Raw genomic sequence first — 13,934 nt, forward strand, 5'->3', positions numbered from 1 at the left:
GGAGTAGTCACGCGGTCGACGGTACCGGTGAGCTTATTCAACGTCTGTTGACTTCCGCGACGCGGACGCCTACCTTGGCGACTAATTCAACGTGAGATGAATAAATGGGAGGACGGCCATGCCGACCCAGAGCCATCGCCCCGCCGGGGCGTTCGCCTTACTCGCCGCGGCGGCCGGTGCGCTGATCGCCGCCGTACTCGGCTTCCTCACCTTCGGCGCGCAGGCCACCGTCGCGCCCGACGGTCTCCCCATCGCCGTGGCCGCGCCCCCGGGGCCGCTCCAGGCGGCCGCGAAGGGGATCGCGTCCCATGGCGGAGGCCAGGTCTCGTGGCGGGTGACCTCTCTCGACGAAGGCCGGAAACTGTTGCAGGACAAGGAGGTCTACGGAGTCCTCGAACTTCCGTCGACGGTCGTGGTCTCCGGGGCGGTGAACCCGTCCGGAACGCAGATCGCGCAACAGGCGCTGACCGGCGCCGCGCAAGCACTCGGCGGGACACCCAAGGTCGAAACGCTGCATCCCGCCAGTGCGGCTGGCCGGGTCGCCCCGCTCGCGCTGAGCGCGCTGGCTTGGGTCGGCTGCCTGGTCGCGGGTGCCGTGCTGATCCTGGCCGGACGGCGGATCGGCCGGGACGCGGGAGCCGCCGCGCGCTTCACACAGATCGTTTCGGCAGGTGTGCTGGTCACCGGTGTGCTGGCCGGATTCCTGAAGCTGTGGGACTCGTCGCTCCCGCTCGGCTGGGACGTCCTCGGCTTCCTTTTCCTGGCCTCTACCGCGTTCGCCGCTCTGCAGACCGGCCTGCTGCGGCTGCTCGGCGTGCGGGCGATGGCGATCCTCGGCCCGCTGTACCTGGTCGCGCCCGCCGTCGCGGGTCAGGTGCCGGAACTGCTGAACCCCGCGTACCGCGCGGTGCTGTGGTCATGGACGCCGTTCCGGTTCTCCGCCGAAGGCCTCCGGAGCCTGCTGCAGGGCGCACCCGGCGCGCCGGACGTCGCGACCGGGGTCTGGGTGCTCTCCGGGCTGCTCGCGGCGGGGCTGGTGCTCGCGCTTTGGCCGGGCCGGTCAGCCCTCCAGAAGACTGAAGCGGACGCGCCGGACCGGGTTGTCCAGGTTGGTGTCCACTAGGCAGACCGACTGCCAGGTGCCCAGCGTCAGCACGCCGCCGAGCACCGGGATCGTCGCGTACGGCGGCAGCAGCGCGGGCAGGACGTGGTCACGGCCGTGACCGGGACTGCCGTGCTGATGCCGCCAGCGGCCGTCGCGGGGGAGCAGGTCGTCTAGCGCCGCCAGCAGGTCTTCGTCGCTGCCCGCGCCGGTCTCGAGGATCGCCAGCCCGGACGTCGCGTGCGGGACGAAGACGTGCAGGATCCCGTCCTCGGCGTCCGCGTCGCGCAGGAAGGTCTCGGCGTCCTTGGTCAGGTCGTGCACCACGGCCACGCTGCCGGTGCGCACCTCGATCTCCGTGGAGTACATGCTCTTCACGGTAGTGCCCCGAAGCGTGCGACGTAGTGCCAGACGCGTTTGAGAGCCTGCTGGTCGACGTGGCGCGCTTCGCCGAGGACACGGGGATCGAGATAGCCGTCCTCGGCCAAGGTCAGGCCGAGTTCGACGAATTCGGCACCGCGGTATCCGGGGTGCCGTTCGAGTTCTTCGGTCGACAGGCGGAAACCCGCATGCCATTCGACCGGGCAGCCGAGTCGTGACGCGGTCGTTTCGACGTCGGTGCCGCGGTGACTCGGGTCGAGGACGAGCGCTTCGACATCCGTCGCGAGGTCGACGGGGCCGTGGACGTGCGCCTCGATGTAGTCGTCGAGAAGATCGGTGTCGTCTTGCTCCGCCAAGGCGATCAGCGCGGAAACCCTGGTGCCGTGGCCGAAATCTCGGGGTGCCAGCACGCTGTCCGGATAACAGAACGTCGTCCTGTCCACGGTGTGCGCGGCCATCCGGAAATGGGCCGAGCCGAATCTCGGCGCGGCGCCTGCCGCGCGGCGACGGAAGTTCAAGGCGCCGTACTTCGGCCGTTCGGCGGGCGGCGCGTCGTCGTAGGCGCCGCCGAACATCCGGCTCTCCCACTGCCAGCGATCTCCACCGGGATACGCGGTCAGTCCTCCGTTGCTCGTCCCGGTTTCGAACTGGTTGCGGTAGAACCCGTCCGCCGCCATCGCTGCCAGCAACGGACGTCCGTCCACTGTGGAACTGTCCGGATGGAAGTGCAGGGTCACCGGCAGCCCGGCCTCGTACCCGCCGCCGGCTTTCGCCGCGACGTACGCGAGGGCCCGGTGCGCCATCATCCGAGTATCAGGCGTGCCGCCGGGCGAGCGCGACCAGATATCGGACCGGCTCACCGGTCGGGTTGACGTAGGCGCACTGCTGCGGAGTGCCGAGCTGAAGGCAGTCTCCCGCGTCGAGTTCGTGCTCGACGTCGCCCTCGCGGAACCGCAAATGCCCGTCCAGCACCCAGATCTGGTGGTGGGTCAGCGCATAGGTGTGGGCGGGGAAGGCGACCTCGGCGCCCGCGGGCAGCGCGACCTCGACCAGTTCGAGCGGCCCGCCGAGCGAAGGCGACACCGCGCGGCGCACATAGCCGGTGTCCGGGTCGGTCCAGGTCGGCTGATCGGCCACGCGCACGAGCCTGCGGTCACCGTGTTCGGCACGCGCGATCAACTCGGACAACGTCATCCCGAGGGCGGCGGAGAGCCTGCTGAGCAGGACGGCCGTCGGCTGCGCCTCGCCGCGTTCGATCTTGCCGATCATCGCCCTGGACACCCCCGAGGACTCGGCGAGGGCGTTGGCCGAAAGGTTCTGGTCGAGTCTCGCGGACTGGAGCGTCGCGGCGAGCGACGCGGACAAGGGATCCGACATGCTGCTCACTATAGTGGCAGCCTCGGTTACTATGGTCGCCATGGTGATCAGGGAAGCGACGGAAGCCGACGCGACGGCGTGCGCGGAGATCTACGCGCCGTATGTCACCGACACGGTGATCTCGTTCGAGACCGAGCCGCCCAAACCGGACGAGATGGCCGAGCGCATCGCCAAGGCGCAGCGATCGCATGCCTGGCTCGTGCTTGAAGACGACGAAGGCCGCGTCACCGGCTACGCCTACGGAGGCCCCTTCAGCGGCCGACCGTCCTATCGCTGGTCTTGCGAGGTCAGTATCTATCTGGAGCTCGGCCGGCGGCGGACCGGTGGCGGGCGCGCGCTCTATCAAGCGCTGCTGGACAAGCTGGCGTCGCGTGGCTTCCGGAACTTCTGCGCGGGAATGGTGCTGCCGAACGACGCGAGCGCCGGACTGCATCGCGCGCTGGGATTCGAGCCGGTGGGAACCTATCGGCGGATCGGGTACAAGCACGGGGCCTGGCGGGATGTCATGTGGGTGCAGCTGTGCCTGCCGGAGGTGGACGGGGTTCCGGTGGAGCCGGCGTAGGCCGAAGGGGACTTTCCCCGTATGCCATGCAGCGAAAGCGTCCTTCACCGCGCGAGATGCGGCGAAGGTCCCCTTCAGCCCACTTCTCAGGACTCCAGGTACCGCAGCACGGCGAGCACCCGCCGGTTGTCCCCCTCGGACTGGGGCAGCGCCAGCTTCCCGAAGATGCTCGACACGTACTTCTCCACCGAGCCCGCCGAAAGGAACAGCGCCGCCGCGATGGCCGAGTTCGACCGCCCCTCGGCCATCAGTCCCAGCACCTCGCGCTCCCGCGGCGTCAGTCCCGCGAGCGCGTCCGTCTTCCGGGTGGCGGTGAACAGCTGGCTGACCACTTCCGGGTCGAGCACGGTCTCACCGTTGGCGACCCGCTGAAGCGCGTCGAGGAAGTCCGACACCTCCGCGACTCGGTCCTTCAGCAGGTAGCCGACGCCGCCCGCCCGGTCGGCGAGGAGTTCTGTCGCGTACTGCGTTTCGACGTACTGCGAGAACAGCAGGATCGCGCACCCCGGTAGCTCCGCACGCAACGCGATCGACGCGCGGAGTCCTTCGTCCGTGTGCGTCGGCGGCATCCGGATATCCACAATGGACACGTCCGGCCGGTGTTCGCGGACCGCCGCGCACAGGCTGTCGCCGTCGGCGACGGCCGCGACGACCTCGTGTCCCCGAAGATTCAGCAGTTCGACGAGTCCCGCCCGCAGGATGGCCGAATCCTCCGCGATCACGACGCGCACGCCGCCCCCCCATTGTTCTATTTCCGTAGTGGTATCTCCGCGCTGATCACCGTAGGCCCCCCGGGAGGGCTGTCGATGTCGAGCCCGCCGTCCACTGTCGCGAGCCTCTCGGCGATTCCGGCGAGCCCGCCGCCGCGTTCCAGCCGGGCCCCGCCTTCACCGCCGTCCCGCACCACGAGGCGCAGGCCGTCGCCGACGATACCCACGTCGACCTCGATCGCGGCGGAAGTGTGTTTGGCGGCATTGGTCAGCAACTCCGCGACGGTGAAGTAGGCGATCGTCTCGATCGACGGCGACGGCCTGCTCGGCAGGTCCACGGTGATCCGCGCGTCGATGCCCGAGCCCGCGGCCAAAGTGGACAGTGCGACGTCGAGGCCTGCGTCGAGTGCGGCGGGGTGGATGCCGCGGGCGAGGTCGCGCAGTTCGACCAGCGCCTGTTTCGCGTTGGCATGCGCGGCGGCGACCAGGGCGGTGACCTGCTCGATGTCGCCGTCACCCGCCAGCTCGTCCTTCGCGATGCCGAGCTTCATCGCCAGCGCGACCAGCTGGGCCTGCGCGCCGTCGTGCAGGTCGCGTTCGATCCGGCGCAGCCGCCGCGTCGCGTCGTCGACCGCGGTCGCCCGGGTGCGTTCGAGGTCGCGCACGCGTTTGGAGAGGTCCTCGGCGCCGAGCACCCCGCGCACCAGCAGGCGGTCGAATTCGGCGATGCCGTGGACCACCCACGGCATCGCCAGCAGCACGGCCAGCCCGGTGAGGGCGAGCGGCAGGGTGAGGGGCCAGGTGTCGACGCGGAGGTCGAACGTCGGCATGGCGTCGCCGTTCAGGGTGAACCAGAACAGTGGATAGGTCAGCGTGCTCACGGCGTACACGAACAGGGACACGACCAGGAAGAACCCGGCGAACGACAACGGCAGCCGGATCACCAGGTAGGCGATCGACCGCCAGCCCATCGGATCGCCGAGCCGCCCTTTGACCCCGTTCCAGAGCCCCGGCCGCAGCTCGGGCCGGGCCGGCAGGGCGACCGTGGTTCCGAGCAGGGCACGCGCCAGTCCGATGTGGGCGGCGCCGATCAGCCGCGCTCCCGCCAGGACGCCGATGAGCACCGGCAGGCCGATGGTGAGCAGGCTCAGGCCGATCCCGAGGAACAGCCCGACGACGACGAGCGCCATGAACACCAGCGTCAGCGGCGCGCCGATGATCACCCACGCCAGCTCGGCCCAGTACGCGCGGCTCAGCTGCGCGCTGAGGACGCGACCGGCGAACCGGCGCGGGGCGAGGCGGGTGATCATGGCTTCAGCCTGCCGTGGTCACCGCCTCGTGCCCATGGGGTTTTCCGTAATCTTCGTTCTCGAACCCGACGTGGGGGCGACCCTCAGTCTTCGCGGGTCCCGTCGGCCTGCGCCCGCTGGGACGCCTCACGCATCTCGATGACGTCCGTCAGCCAATCGCCGGTCTCGCGGGCGATGTCCCGGATCGCGCCGGTGATGATCGTCGCGATGTTGCCGATGTGGGTGGCCGCGGACTCGGTGACCTCTTGGACCACGTCCTTGGTGCTTTCGAACTGACCGACCATGTCAGACACCTTAAGCCGCTCGGAGGGTCTTGTCGCTCTCCACGGTAGCCGGAGTGCGGGGTTCACCGTTCCAGGGCAGTGCCAGTTTCACGATCTTCTTGGCCACCGAGAACAGCTGCTTGTGCAGGGGACCGGTGTTGTAGGGCAGGCCATACTTCTCGCAGATCGCCCGCACCTCGCCCGCGATCTGTGGGTAGCGGCGCGCGGGGATGTCCGGGAACAGGTGGTGCTCGATCTGGTGCGAGAGATTCCCGGTCATGATGTGGAAGAGTTTGCCGCCGCTGATGTTCGCGGAGCCGAGGATCTGTCGCAGGTACCACTGGCCCCGCGACTCGTTCTCGGTCTCTTCCTCGGTGAAGCTCTCGACGTCGGCGGGGAAGTGCCCGCAGAAGATGATCGAGAACGCCCACAGGTTGCGGGTCAGGTTCGCGGTGGCGTTGCCGAGGAAGGTCAGCGGCGCGAGCGGACCGGTCAGCAGCGGGAAGAGCACGTAGTCCTTGCCGACCTGGCGCCCGGCCTTCTTGAGCATCTTCAGGCCGACCTCCTTGTTGTCCGACCACTTGCGCTCGCCCTTGACGACGCGGTCGAACTCGAGGTCGTGCAGCATGACGCCCCACTGGAAGAACAGCGCGAGCAGCGTCGCGTACACCGGGTTGCCCAGGTAGTACGGGTTCCACTTCTGCGCCGGGTCGATCCGCAGGACGCCGTAACCGATGTCGCGGTCCTTGTCGAGGATGTTCGTGTACGTGTGGTGGATGTAGTTGTGGGAGTGGCGCCAGTTCTCCGACGGCGCGACGGTGTCCCATTCGAACTTCTGCGAGCTCAGCGCCGGGTCGCGCGTCCAGTCGTACTGGCCGTGCATGACGTTGTGGCCGATCTCCATGTTGTCGAGGATCTTCGCCACCGAAAGCGCGGTCACCCCGGCGATCCACGCGGGCGGGAAGAACCCGGCGAACAGCAGCCCGCGGCCGGCGACTTCGAGCGCGCGCTGGGTCTTGATCACGTTGTGGATGTAATCGACGTCGACCTGGCCGAGATCGGCGACGATCCGCTGCCGGATCTCGTCCAGTTCGCGGCCGAACTCCTCGACCTGGGCGGGGGTGAGCTTGTCCTGCAAGCCGGTCATGACTGGCTCCTTTCTAAGCGTTGATCTCGACGTCCCCGACCGGGACGGAGATGCAGAGCTGGATCTCTTCGTTCTCTTCGCTGGAGGTCTCGCCGGTCTTGGCGTTGCGGACGCAACCGGAGGTCTTGATCTGCGTGCAGGAGAAGCAGATGCCCATCCGGCAGCCGTGTTCCGGGCTGAGCCCCGCCTCTTCGGCCTGCTCCAGCAACGGTTTCCCGGAGTTGGCGAATTCGCGGCCGCTGCGCGCGAACCGCACCTGCCCTTCGGCGTTCTCGGTGTCGAAGGTGAGCGCCGGCGGCGTGAACTCCTCGGTGTGCAGATGTGCGCCGAGACCGTCGGCCTCGAAGACCTCGCGGACCGAATCCATCAGCGGCTTCGGACCGCACAGGAAGGTTTCGGCGTCGGGATACCACGGCGCGGCCTCGGCGAGGTGTTCCTTCGAGAAGAACCCGTGCAGGTCGCCGCCGGTTTCGGTGTGAGTGAACGCGTGTACCACCCGCAGGCCGGGCAGGCGACGCGCGAGGTCGGCGAGCTCGGCGCGGTAGAGCGCGTCTTCGGCCCCGTTGGAGTAGTGCAGGAAGGTGAGATCGCCTTCGTACTTCTCGTCCGCCAGCGTGCGCAGCATCGACAGGACGGGCGTGATCCCGCTCCCGCCGCTCAGCAGCAGGATCCGCCGGGGCCTCGGCGACGGCAGGGTGAAGTCACCGTCCGGAGTGGACAGTCCGAGCACCGAACCGATGGTGACCGTGCGGTTCAGGTGCCGCGAGACGAGTCCCTGCGGATCGGCCTTGATGGTCAGTTCCAGTGATCCGTCGTGCTCCGAACCGGCGGGCGAGTAACAGCGGGTCCGGCGGACGCCGTCGATCTCGACGGTCACCCGCACGTACTGGCCCGCGACGTGTCCCCGCCAGGCGCGGCTCGGCCGGATGGTCAGCGTGACCGTGTCGGGTGTCTGCCGCCGGACGTCGGTGACCAGGCCGCGGATCTCCCGGCGGACCAGCATCGGATCGACGAGTTCGAGGTAGCGGTCCATGCCATGGGGCGTGAGCAGGGCCTCGGCCAGCGAGGCCAGCCGCCTGGCCCTGCGCGGTACCAGTGCCGTCATCACTTCTCCCAAATTCAGTGAACGCTTGTACACTCAATAGTGAAGTGGCGATGGTCGCGCTTGTCAACGCGAGAGGAGGGCGATGTGACGTGGGTGATAGTGCGGAGGCGATTACGCTGTCCGTCGTGACAACGGAGCCCGTTTCCCGGCAGGAGCGCAAACAGCGCACACGGCAGGCGCTGCTGGACGCCGCCCTGGATCTGGTTGCGGAACGAGGGTTCTCCGGGCTGAGCCTGCGCGAGGTGGCGAAACAGGCAGGCATCGTGCCGACGGCGTTCTACCGCCATTTCGCGTCGATGGACGAACTGGGCGTGGCGCTCGTCGAGGAGTCGATGCGCACACTGCGCACGATGATCCGTTCGGCACGCACCAAACCGGCCGCGTACAACGACATGATCAAGATGTCCGTGCGCATCCTGCGCGAGCACGTCCGGGCGCACGAGGACCACTTCCATTTCCTCACCCGGGAGCGTTACGGCGGCACGGGACCGGTCCGGCAGGCGATCGCGTTCGAACTCAAGCTCTTCGTCAGCGAACTCGCCGTCGACCTCGCGCGGTTCGACAATCTCCGCGAGTGGAGCACCGAAGATCTCCACCTGCTCGCCGACCTGATCGTGACGACCATGCTCACGACGGTGCTGGAGTTGCTCGAGGCGCCTTCGCGGGACGACGAGATCGGGCGCACGGCCGAACGGCGGCTGCGGCTGATCTTTCTGGGCGTGCCGAACTGGCGAAGCGTTCCGTGATGCGGAAAGCGCTGCCACGCAAGGCGGGCTGAAAGCGTCCTTCGCCGCATGTCACGCGGTGAAGGGTGCTTTCGTCGCATCTGATGCGGTGAAGGTCCCCTTCGGCCAGCCTGAGTACAGCCGCGCCGGTGTCGTACGGGTCAAGCGGGTCGTGAGTGGCGTTTCGGGTTAGAGCGACCCGTGTTTTAGGTACCTACAGCGGGCGGCGGGTCGGGATCGCAGGTCGTGAAGGACTCCTTCCCTACTCTGAGGGTAGGGAAGGAGCCCCTCACGGCATGCTGGGCTGAGCTCGACCCGGTGTGAGGCAGACCCGCTGCTGCGGGCGGGCAGGAACGCCATGTTGAGCCTGGGCGCTACAGCGGCAGCGCGTGAAGGACCCCTTTCCCTCGGCTCAGCCGAGGAAACTCGACCTTCGCCCCTTCCCCAGTACATGAAGGACCCCATCCTTGCGCCCAGGTACAGCAAGGGGGCCTTCATTTACTGGCATCACGCAAGAAGCGCCACAGGTCACGCAGCAGGTACCCAAGAGAAGCCTCACCGGAATCCGAAACGCCACTCACGACCACCTGGACACGCCACGTTCGGCTTTCTCTCATCAGCGGCCGAACCCCTATGACGTCGCGCACCTGGATCGATGGCTGGATCGATCGTGATGAGCGATGTCACGGAAAGATGCCGCCCGGATACGTTCAGCCAGGAAAGTTGTCGGTCGGACGTGGTAAACAGTGCGGGTTCGTGTGGTCCTCTCCAGCGAGGAGGTCGCCTGTGGCGGCAGAAAACGAGCAGCTCACGGTCGGTGTTGTCCGGGAAACCGGACAAGGTGAACGCCGCATCGCGCTGGTACCGAAGCTCATCGAGCGCGTCTCCGGACGCGGACTGCGGGTGGTGGTCGAGCCCGGCGCGGGCGCCGGCGCGCTGCTCGCCGACGAGACCTTCGAGCAGGCCGGCGCGGTGATCGGCGATCCGTGGGATGCCGACATCGTGGTGAAGGTGGCGCCTCCGAGCGCGGCCGAAGTCGCGAAGCTCAAGCAGGGCACCATTCTCATCGGCTTCCTGAATCCACGGGGTGATCCGGACGGGATAGCGGCGCTCGAATCGGCGGGCGTCCGCGCCTTCGCCGTCGAGGCGATCCCGCGGATCTCCCGCGCGCAGGCGATGGACGCGTTGTCGTCGCAGAGCAGTGTCGCGGGCTATCGCGCGGTGTTGCTGGCGGCGGAGAAACTCACCCGGTTCTTCCCGATGCTCACCACCGCGGCCGGGACGGTGCCACCGGCGAAGGTGCTCGTGCTCGGCGCGGGTGTCGCCGGTTTGCAGGCCTTGGCGACGGCGAAACGGCTCGGCGCGCAGACCACCGGGTACGACGTCCGGCCGGAGGTCGGCGAGCAGGTCAAGTCGCTCGGCGCGAAATTCCTCGACCTCGGCATCGAGGCGGTCGGCGAAGGCGGGTACGCCCGCGAGCTGACCGACGAGGAAAAGGCCGAGCAGCAGCGCAGGCTCACCGAGGCGATCACGAGGTTCGACGTCGTGATCACCACCGCGCTCGTCCCCGGCCGCAAGGCGCCGGTCCTCGTCACCGCCGACGCGGTGAAGGGGATGCCCGCCGGTGGTGTCGTGGTCGACCTCGCCGGCGAGTCCGGCGGCAACTGCGAACTGACGAAACCGGGCGAGGAGGTCGTCGAGCACGACGTCACCATCTGTTCGCCGCTCAACCTCGCCGCGGAGATGCCCGCGCATTCCAGCGAGCTCTACGCGCGCAACGTCACCGAGTTGCTCGAACTGCTCGTCGACTCCGAAGGCAAGCTCGCGCTCGACTTCTCCGACGAGATCGTCGCCGGGGCCTGCGTCGCCGGAAAAGAAGAAGGGGGCGAGTGATGCTCGTAGGCAGTTTGGCGATCCTCGTACTCGCCGGATTCGTGGGCTTCACGGTCATTTCCAAGGTGCCCAACACGCTGCACACCCCGCTCATGTCGGGCACCAACGCCATCCACGGCATCGTCCTGCTCGGCGGGCTCATCGTGCTCGGCCTCGGGGTCGACGGCGTACTGAACAAGATCCTGCTGGTGATCGCGATCGCCTTCGGCACGATCAACGTGGTCGGCGGCTTCCTCGTCACCGACCGGATGCTCTCGATGTTCAAGGCGAAGAAGCCGGAAGACGGTGGTGACAAGTGACGACCTTCATCGCCGTCCTCTACATCATTTCCTTCGCACTGTTCATCTACGGCCTGATGGGGCTGACCGGTCCGCGCACCGCGGTACGCGGCAACTGGATCGCCGCGGTCGGCATGGGCATCGCGGTGATCGCGACGCTCCTGACCCCGGGAATGAGCAACTGGCTGCTGATCGCGCTCGGCGTCGCGATCGGTGTCGTCGTCGGCGTGCCGTCCGCGCGCAAGGTGAAGATGACCGCGATGCCGCAGATGGTGGCGCTGTTCAACGGCGTCGGCGGCGGGGCGGTCGCGCTCATCGCGTGGGTCGAGTTCCGCACCACCGAGGGTTACGCGCACGAGCCGGCGTACGTCGCGATCGCGTCGTTGTTCGCCGCGATCGTCGGATCGGTGTCCTTCTGGGGCTCGAACATCGCGTTCGGGAAACTGCAGGAGCTCATTTCCGGTCGCCCGATCACGCTGGGCAAACTGCAGCAGCCGGTGAACGCGCTGGTACTGATCGCCGCGATCGTCTTCGCGGTCGTCATCGCCGTCGGCGGTGACGCCGAACTGCTGATGATCGGCCTGCTGATCGCGGCGGGCGTGCTCGGCGTGGTGGTCGTGCTGCCGATCGGCGGCGCGGACATGCCGGTCGTCATCTCGTTGCTGAACGCGCTCACCGGATTGTCGGCCGCGGCCATGGGGCTCGCGCTCGACAACACCGCGCTGATCGTGGCGGGCATGATCGTCGGTGCTTCGGGTTCGATCCTGACGAACCTGATGGCGAAGGCGATGAACCGGTCGATCCCGGCCATCGTCGCCGGCGGGTTCGGTGGCGGCACGGCGGTTTCGAGCGGTGGATCCGGCGAGGTCCGCCCGGTCCGCAGCACCAGCGCGTCCGACACCGCGATCCAGATGGCGTACGCGAACAAGGTCGTGGTCGTCCCCGGCTACGGCATGGCCGTCGCACAGGCACAGCACGTGGTCCGCGAGATGGCGAAACTGCTGGAGGCCAAGGGGATCACGGTCGCCTACGCCATCCACCCGGTGGCGGGCCGGATGCCGGGGCATATGAACGTGCTCCTCGCCGAGGCCGACGTCCCGTACGAACAGCTCAAGGAAATGGACGAGATCAACTCCGAGTTCGCCCAGACCGACGTCGCGCTGGTGATCGGCGCGAACGACGTCACGAACCCGGCCGCGGAGACCGATCCGGGCTCGCCCATCTACGGGATGCCGATCCTCAAGGTGAACCACAGCCGGTCGGTGATCGTGCTCAAGCGCTCGATGAGCTCGGGCTTCGCCGGCATCGACAACGAGCTCTTCTACGATGCGAAGACAAGCATGCTCTTCGGCGACGCCAAATCGTCGGTGGGCGAGATCGTGGAGGAACTCAAAGCACTGTGATCGGTCCTTCGGAAGTCGTCGCCTCGTTCGACGACCCGGCCGACAACCTCGCGTTCGACGAAGCCCTCCTGCGCGCCGCACCGGAGGCGCCGGTCCTGTGGATCTGGCGCAGCACCGACTCCGTGGTCGTGGGGCGGGGGCAGAAGATCGAACGCGAGGTCAAGGCCGACGTCTGCGCGAGCGACGGCGTCCCGGTGCTGCGCCGGGCCAGCGGCGGCGGCACCGTGTTCCACGATCCCGGCAATCTCAACATCACCCTCGTCCTGCCAGAACTCGGCTTGTCGGCGAAAGCCGTCAAGCCGCTCGAAGCGCTCGGGGAACTGATGACCGCGACGGTGGCCGAACTCGGGCTGCCGTCGCGGGTCGGTGATCGGGGACTGTTCGTCGGTGACGCGAAGCTGTGCGGTTTCGCCGTGTTCCGGACGAGAACGGGCTTGCTCGCGCATTCGACACTGCTCGTGTCGACCGCGGCCGAGCGGGTCGGCCGGTACCTCACTTCGGCACCCGCGGATCCCCGTCCGCTCGACTCCCACCGGAGTCCGGTCGCGTCGCTCGCCGAGCATGGCCTGCGCAAAGGTGTTGCCGAAGTCACGGCCGCGGTCCGCGTGGCGGCGGCCGCGCGACTGGGTGAACTCACCACCCGGAAGCCCTCGGCCGAGGAGCGGGAGTGGCACCGCTCGCTCCGGCACACGCGGTACGGGTATCCGAAGTGGCATTCGGAAGGTGCTCAGCGTCCGGCCTCGTGAGTGGTAAGTGTCGTTAGAACGACACTTACCACTCACGAGACTCGACACAAATGGCCCCCTTCGCTCAATTACGCGAAGGGGGCCATTTGCTTTTGGCGGAACTACTTTTCGGTCGCCGAGAATGTCACGGCCGGCACCTTGCGGGCGGCGCGAGTGGTCTTCTTCGGCTCCGCGGCCTTCTTCACCGGCGTCTTGGCGGCGGCCTTCGGCGCGGCCTTGGCGGCCGTCGTCTTCGCGGCAGCTGCCTTCGGTGCGGCCTTCGCGGCGGTCGTCTTGGCCGCGGCCTTCGGCGCTGCCTTGGCCGTGGTCTTGGTCGCGGCGGCGGTCTTCGCGCGACCGGCCGGAGCCTTGGTCGCGGTGGCCTTCGCCGTCGCGCCGCGGGTCGCCTTCGCCTTGGCAGCGGTGGCTTTCGCGGTGGTCCTGGCCGGAGCCTTGGCCTCCGCCTTGACGGCGGTGGTCTTCGCGGCGGCGGTCTTGGGAGCGGCCTTGGCGGCGGCGGGCTTGCGGCCGGCGACACCCTTCGCGGCGGGCTTGCGGCCCGGCGACCCGGCCGACTTCGCCTCGGCCTTCGCGGCGGTGGCCGTGGTCTTCGGGGTCGGCTTCGACACCCGTGCGCCCTTGGGTCGCTGCACGACCCGCGGCCGCAGTTTCCGTCCACCGATCCGTCGGCCGTTTTCCACATAGGCACGCAGGATTTCCCGGAGTGCGGTGGCGTTGTCGGCCGAAAGGTCGATGTCGTAAGCGATTCCGTCCAAACCGAAAGCGACCGTTTCTTCGGCCGCCTCGCCGGTCAGATCATCCAGCAAATGCACAGCAGTGTTCCTGGCCATGAAAAAACCTCCCGCGCTCGATCGTTCTACTGCGTAACCGGCACGGTGCAACCTGAACCCGCGGCTGATGACTCACGCAGCGACACGAGGATAGCGGCAGGT

16 protein-coding genes are annotated in these 13,934 nt (G+C 67.9%); 7 read left to right on the forward strand and 9 right to left on the reverse strand.

Annotation, left to right across the window (positions count from 1 at the left end; translation table 11 throughout):
* The first annotated feature begins 118 nt into the window (after nucleotides 1-118).
* Nucleotides 119-1,123 carry an ABC transporter permease gene (locus tag DMH03_RS16420; RefSeq protein WP_125792799.1) on the forward strand — a complete coding sequence of 335 codons (1,005 nt, stop codon included), beginning with the start codon at nucleotides 119-121 and terminating at the stop codon, nucleotides 1,121-1,123.
* On the opposite strand, the gene DMH03_RS16425 is transcribed toward DMH03_RS16420, so the two are convergent.
* The 3 genes from DMH03_RS16425 to DMH03_RS16435 are packed head-to-tail and all read right to left on the reverse strand — an operon-like array spanning nucleotide 1,061 to nucleotide 2,860.
* Nucleotides 1,061-1,471 (reverse strand): secondary thiamine-phosphate synthase enzyme YjbQ, encoded by a 411-nt coding sequence (locus tag DMH03_RS16425; RefSeq protein WP_125786430.1) that lies wholly within the window; start codon nucleotides 1,469-1,471, stop codon nucleotides 1,061-1,063. The genes DMH03_RS16420 and DMH03_RS16425 overlap by 63 nt on opposite strands.
* Before the next feature lie 5 nt (nucleotides 1,472-1,476).
* Nucleotides 1,477-2,286 (reverse strand): DUF3626 domain-containing protein, encoded by an 810-nt coding sequence (locus DMH03_RS16430; RefSeq protein WP_199748886.1) that lies wholly within the window; start codon nucleotides 2,284-2,286, stop codon nucleotides 1,477-1,479.
* 10 nt (nucleotides 2,287-2,296) lie between these two features.
* Nucleotides 2,297-2,860: an XRE family transcriptional regulator gene (locus DMH03_RS16435; RefSeq protein WP_125792800.1), complete on the reverse strand. Its 564-nt coding sequence runs from the start codon at nucleotides 2,858-2,860 to the stop codon at nucleotides 2,297-2,299.
* Nucleotides 2,861-2,891: 31 nt separating this feature from the next.
* Between DMH03_RS16435 and DMH03_RS16440 the strand changes: the two genes are divergently transcribed.
* Entirely contained in the window at nucleotides 2,892-3,422 is a 531-nt protein-coding gene (locus DMH03_RS16440; protein ID WP_125792801.1) for a GNAT family N-acetyltransferase, read from the forward strand.
* An 86-nt stretch (nucleotides 3,423-3,508) separates the two neighbouring features.
* Here DMH03_RS16440 and DMH03_RS16445 read toward each other — a convergent pair whose 3' ends face one another.
* From DMH03_RS16445 to DMH03_RS16465, 5 genes are all read right to left on the reverse strand, one after another.
* Entirely contained in the window at nucleotides 3,509-4,153 is a 645-nt protein-coding gene (locus DMH03_RS16445; protein WP_125792802.1) for a response regulator transcription factor, read from the reverse strand.
* A 17-nt stretch (nucleotides 4,154-4,170) separates the two neighbouring features.
* Nucleotides 4,171-5,442 carry a sensor histidine kinase gene (locus DMH03_RS16450; protein ID WP_125792803.1) on the reverse strand — a complete coding sequence of 424 codons (1,272 nt, stop codon included), beginning with the start codon at nucleotides 5,440-5,442 and terminating at the stop codon, nucleotides 4,171-4,173.
* Between the two features lie 83 nt (nucleotides 5,443-5,525).
* Nucleotides 5,526-5,726, reverse strand: a complete 201-nt coding sequence (locus DMH03_RS16455; RefSeq protein WP_125786427.1) for a hypothetical protein — start codon at nucleotides 5,724-5,726, stop codon at nucleotides 5,526-5,528.
* A gap of 10 nt (nucleotides 5,727-5,736) precedes the next feature.
* Nucleotides 5,737-6,852 carry an acyl-CoA desaturase gene (locus tag DMH03_RS16460; RefSeq protein WP_125792804.1) on the reverse strand — a complete coding sequence of 372 codons (1,116 nt, stop codon included), beginning with the start codon at nucleotides 6,850-6,852 and terminating at the stop codon, nucleotides 5,737-5,739.
* Nucleotides 6,853-6,865: 13 nt separating this feature from the next.
* Nucleotides 6,866-7,957: a ferredoxin reductase gene (locus tag DMH03_RS16465; RefSeq protein ID WP_125792805.1), complete on the reverse strand. Its 1,092-nt coding sequence runs from the start codon at nucleotides 7,955-7,957 to the stop codon at nucleotides 6,866-6,868.
* An 89-nt stretch (nucleotides 7,958-8,046) separates the two neighbouring features.
* Between DMH03_RS16465 and DMH03_RS16470 the strand changes: the two genes are divergently transcribed.
* The 5 genes from DMH03_RS16470 to DMH03_RS16490 all read left to right on the forward strand — a co-directional run bounded on the left by DMH03_RS16470 (nucleotide 8,047) and on the right by DMH03_RS16490 (nucleotide 13,002).
* Nucleotides 8,047-8,703 (forward strand): TetR family transcriptional regulator, encoded by a 657-nt coding sequence (locus DMH03_RS16470; protein ID WP_125792806.1) that lies wholly within the window; start codon nucleotides 8,047-8,049, stop codon nucleotides 8,701-8,703.
* A gap of 765 nt (nucleotides 8,704-9,468) precedes the next feature.
* Nucleotides 9,469-10,575, forward strand: a complete 1,107-nt coding sequence (locus tag DMH03_RS16475; protein ID WP_125792807.1) for a Re/Si-specific NAD(P)(+) transhydrogenase subunit alpha — start codon at nucleotides 9,469-9,471, stop codon at nucleotides 10,573-10,575.
* Nucleotides 10,575-10,874: an NAD(P) transhydrogenase subunit alpha gene (locus tag DMH03_RS16480; protein ID WP_007032801.1), complete on the forward strand. Its 300-nt coding sequence runs from the start codon at nucleotides 10,575-10,577 to the stop codon at nucleotides 10,872-10,874. Before DMH03_RS16475 ends, DMH03_RS16480 begins: the two co-directional genes overlap by 1 nt.
* Nucleotides 10,871-12,256, forward strand: coding sequence for an NAD(P)(+) transhydrogenase (Re/Si-specific) subunit beta (locus tag DMH03_RS16485; RefSeq protein WP_125792808.1), 1,386 nt, complete (start codon nucleotides 10,871-10,873; stop codon nucleotides 12,254-12,256). The genes DMH03_RS16480 and DMH03_RS16485 overlap by 4 nt, the downstream gene beginning before the upstream one ends.
* Nucleotides 12,253-13,002 (forward strand): lipoate--protein ligase family protein, encoded by a 750-nt coding sequence (locus DMH03_RS16490; protein ID WP_125792809.1) that lies wholly within the window; start codon nucleotides 12,253-12,255, stop codon nucleotides 13,000-13,002. Before DMH03_RS16485 ends, DMH03_RS16490 begins: the two co-directional genes overlap by 4 nt.
* A 101-nt stretch (nucleotides 13,003-13,103) precedes the next feature.
* Here DMH03_RS16490 and DMH03_RS16495 read toward each other — a convergent pair whose 3' ends face one another.
* On the reverse strand, nucleotides 13,104-13,832 hold the full coding sequence (locus DMH03_RS16495; protein ID WP_125792810.1) for a histone-like nucleoid-structuring protein Lsr2: 729 nt from the start codon (nucleotides 13,830-13,832) through the stop codon (nucleotides 13,104-13,106).
* Between the last annotated feature and the right edge of the window lie 102 nt (nucleotides 13,833-13,934).

Source organism: Amycolatopsis sp. WAC 01376 (assembly GCF_003947415.1).
Classification (GTDB): domain Bacteria; phylum Actinomycetota; class Actinomycetes; order Mycobacteriales; family Pseudonocardiaceae; genus Amycolatopsis.

Excerpts from the sequence above, each read along its gene's own strand:
- DMH03_RS16420 (WP_125792799.1), top strand. The coding sequence starts at position 119 with ATGCCGACCCAGAGCCATCGCCCCGCCGGGGCGTTCGCCTTACTCGCC.
- DMH03_RS16425 (WP_125786430.1), bottom strand. The coding sequence starts at position 1,471 with ATGTACTCCACGGAGATCGAGGTGCGCACCGGCAGCGTGGCCGTGGTG.
- DMH03_RS16430 (WP_199748886.1), bottom strand. The coding sequence starts at position 2,286 with ATGGCGCACCGGGCCCTCGCGTACGTCGCGGCGAAAGCCGGCGGCGGG.
- DMH03_RS16435 (WP_125792800.1), bottom strand. The coding sequence starts at position 2,860 with ATGTCGGATCCCTTGTCCGCGTCGCTCGCCGCGACGCTCCAGTCCGCG.
- DMH03_RS16440 (WP_125792801.1), top strand. The coding sequence starts at position 2,892 with ATGGTCGCCATGGTGATCAGGGAAGCGACGGAAGCCGACGCGACGGCG.
- DMH03_RS16450 (WP_125792803.1), bottom strand. The coding sequence starts at position 5,442 with ATGATCACCCGCCTCGCCCCGCGCCGGTTCGCCGGTCGCGTCCTCAGC.
- DMH03_RS16455 (WP_125786427.1), bottom strand. The coding sequence starts at position 5,726 with ATGGTCGGTCAGTTCGAAAGCACCAAGGACGTGGTCCAAGAGGTCACC.
- DMH03_RS16460 (WP_125792804.1), bottom strand. The coding sequence starts at position 6,852 with ATGACCGGCTTGCAGGACAAGCTCACCCCCGCCCAGGTCGAGGAGTTC.
- DMH03_RS16465 (WP_125792805.1), bottom strand. The coding sequence starts at position 7,957 with ATGACGGCACTGGTACCGCGCAGGGCCAGGCGGCTGGCCTCGCTGGCC.
- DMH03_RS16480 (WP_007032801.1), top strand. The coding sequence starts at position 10,575 with ATGCTCGTAGGCAGTTTGGCGATCCTCGTACTCGCCGGATTCGTGGGC.
- DMH03_RS16495 (WP_125792810.1), bottom strand. The coding sequence starts at position 13,832 with ATGGCCAGGAACACTGCTGTGCATTTGCTGGATGATCTGACCGGCGAG.